General features: G+C 61.7%; 5 protein-coding genes. 1 reads left to right on the forward strand and 4 read right to left on the reverse strand.

Features of this window, described 5'->3' with window-relative positions:
* Positions 1-154: 154 nt before the first annotated feature.
* Positions 155-442 carry a hypothetical protein gene (locus tag GY937_25145; GenBank protein ID MCP5060002.1) on the forward strand — a complete coding sequence of 96 codons (288 nt, stop codon included), beginning with the start codon at positions 155-157 and terminating at the stop codon, positions 440-442.
* Between the two features lie 144 nt (positions 443-586).
* On the opposite strand, the gene GY937_25150 is transcribed toward GY937_25145, so the two are convergent.
* The 4 genes from GY937_25150 to GY937_25165 form a co-directional block, all read right to left on the reverse strand.
* Positions 587-1,012 carry a hypothetical protein gene (locus GY937_25150; GenBank protein MCP5060003.1) on the reverse strand — a complete coding sequence of 142 codons (426 nt, stop codon included), beginning with the start codon at positions 1,010-1,012 and terminating at the stop codon, positions 587-589.
* Between the two features lie 66 nt (positions 1,013-1,078).
* Positions 1,079-1,600, reverse strand: coding sequence for a winged helix-turn-helix domain-containing protein (locus GY937_25155; GenBank protein ID MCP5060004.1), 522 nt, complete (start codon positions 1,598-1,600; stop codon positions 1,079-1,081).
* 3 nt (positions 1,601-1,603) lie between these two features.
* The gene (locus tag GY937_25160; protein ID MCP5060005.1) at positions 1,604-1,843 is read right to left on the reverse strand and encodes a helix-turn-helix domain-containing protein; all 240 of its coding nucleotides are present in this window, start codon (positions 1,841-1,843) and stop codon (positions 1,604-1,606) included.
* A 65-nt stretch (positions 1,844-1,908) separates the two neighbouring features.
* The coding region (locus GY937_25165) for a hypothetical protein (GenBank protein MCP5060006.1) at positions 1,909-2,422 on the reverse strand (514 nt) is incomplete at its 5' end.

Raw genomic sequence — 2,422 nt, forward strand, 5'->3', positions numbered from 1 at the left:
GAAACCCAATGTTGCAGCAGCCGAAAAGACCGCACGCCCTTCCCGCGTGATGCGAGAGGAAATCCGGTCGCGGGTCAGTCCGGAGCTTCACCACGCCTTTGTTCGCGATGCGATTGGTCACAAGCAGTCGCAGTCCGATCGGCTCCGAGAAATCTTGGAGGACTACTATGAACTGGGCATGAACTCTCAGCAGAACCTCGCGATGCGGCTCGACCGGATCGAGCGCCGCCAGCAGATCGTTGCCGCCATGCTCGACCAGCTCTACCTCGGTCTGGTTCTCCGCCTTCCGAAGGTCCCGGAAGAGGAGACCGACGCCCGAATCGAGCTTGCCGAGGATGCCCACGGGAAGTGGGTTCGAGCGGTGACGGCCATCATGGAAGGCACCGGATCTGAGTGGCTCAGGGAGCTGACGGACCGAGCGTGCCAAACGGGTCGGCTGTAGAGTAGGATGAGGCATTCTCCCCTCGCAAGATCTTGTGTCGAGTCGTCAGAACCGGCACGGTCGGGGGGACTATTGATTGCAGGGAGGCCGGGATGAAAGAGCTGGTGCCGTCTGCTATTGATAGCTGCGTAAATAATGCAATAGTCAGTGCAAAAAGGGGGGAAGCTCCGATTGGTGGATGCATCTCCGAAGGCGCCGCTGGGACGTTTTGATGTCTCGAAGCGTGCGGCGAAGGTGGCGACCCATCGCGGTGATGTCGTCGGGACGACCATTGGCCAGGCGCCCCTTGGCGTAGGCCCAGACGGCTTCGTCGGGGTTGAGCTGCGGCGCGTAGGGCGGAAGGTGTTCGAGATGCAACCTCGGAAACCGTCGGCAGATTTCCCGAATCCGTTCTCCTTTGTGGATGCTGGCGTTGTCCCAGATCACGAAGACGTGTCCGCGGAGGTGGCGTAGGAGGTACCGGAGGAACTCGCAGATCTCGTCGTGCCGAATGTTGTTGGTGTGGCATTGAAAGTAGAGGCCGACGCGCCGACGCCGAGGAGAAAGGGAGATGCCCGAGAATGCGATCATGCCGGTAGCGATGGTGAACGATGGGCGTCTGGCCGCGAGGAGCCCAGGTCTTTCGTACCGTTGGGATCAGGAGGAAGCCCGACTCGTCGACGAAGACGATGTGGGCACCCAGCCGCGCAGCGTTTTTTTTACCCTCGGCCAGGTTCGACGCTTCCACTGATCGATGACCTCGTCATCCCGCTCCAGCGCCCGGCGCTCCGGCTTCTGGTAGCTCCAGCCAAGCTGATGCATCAGGCGACCGATGTGATCGCGGTGATACCGAACCCTGAACTCGCGCCGAATCAAGCGTGCGATGCGATCACAGGTCCACAGGTCCGTGGCGTAGCCGTGGGCGATCGGCCCCTTCAACAACAACCGAAGGAGGCGCTTCTTCTCGACGGGAGTTAGCCGGGCCGGTCGTCCCGGAGACGCCCCGACTTCGAACACCTTCTCTCCAACTCGGTCTCGCGTGTCGCGCCATCGCATCACGGAGCTTGCTTGGCAGTCCATCCGGCGCGCAACTTCGTTGAGCGACAAACCTTCATCGAGCAGCGCGAGCGCTCGGCGGCGGCGGCGGGCCAATACCTCGGCGGATCCCTTGGGTCGCATACCTCACCTCCAAGAGTCCATTATTGCATTCTTTAGGCAGATATCAATAGTCGGATGATTGTGAGGGCACTGCCGGCGACGCGCGAGCTCGGCTTCGCCGAGCTCGCGGTACCGGTCTCGCCAGAGGTAGAACGTCGATCTCGCGATTCCGAAGCGCCGGCATGTCGTGTTGATGTTCCCGTGCTTCTCCGCGTACTCGAGGACTCGCTTCTTACGCCTGATTTCCCGTTGATCTTCCGTCATCTAGCCCTGATCCGAGAATAATCTCACGCCGAGCAGTGTAGCCCGGAGGCGGAGCAGAGATCAGATCAGGCAGCGAGGCGCTCGATGGCCCGTTCGCACCGTCTGATTCTCGACCGAGCCGTCGTGGAGACGGCGAAGCGGAGCTGAGGTCGGCCGCTGGGCCGAGCGATGCGGACAGGCTGGTGGATGAGTTCGAAGCGCAGCGTGGAGAGCGACTGGAAGACGTAGGCGAAGGTTCGCTTGCGAGTCCGCGGGCGCTTGGCGGCGCCCGTGGTGATCTGGAAGCTTCGGATGAGATTCAAGGTGAGGGCGCTGAGGAGCTGCCAGGCGGCGTTGGCATAGCGATCGTTCGTGGGAATCGCGGCAAAGGCCACCTGGGACTTGAGCTCCGCGAGGGTTTTCTCGTGGGCTCCACGTCCCGCCATGAAGTGCCAGAGAGCCGAGACGCCAAGCTTCTTGTTCGTGGCCACGGCGGAGTACTCGTAGTGGCCATCGTCGGGACTGAAGAGGTCGAGCTGGAAGTTTTTTCGGCTCTCGTGAGGAACGTGCTTGCGGTAGACCACGACCCGCTCGACCCGA

Source organism: bacterium, from assembly GCA_024228115.1.
Taxonomy (GTDB): Bacteria; Myxococcota_A; UBA9160; order UBA9160; family UBA6930.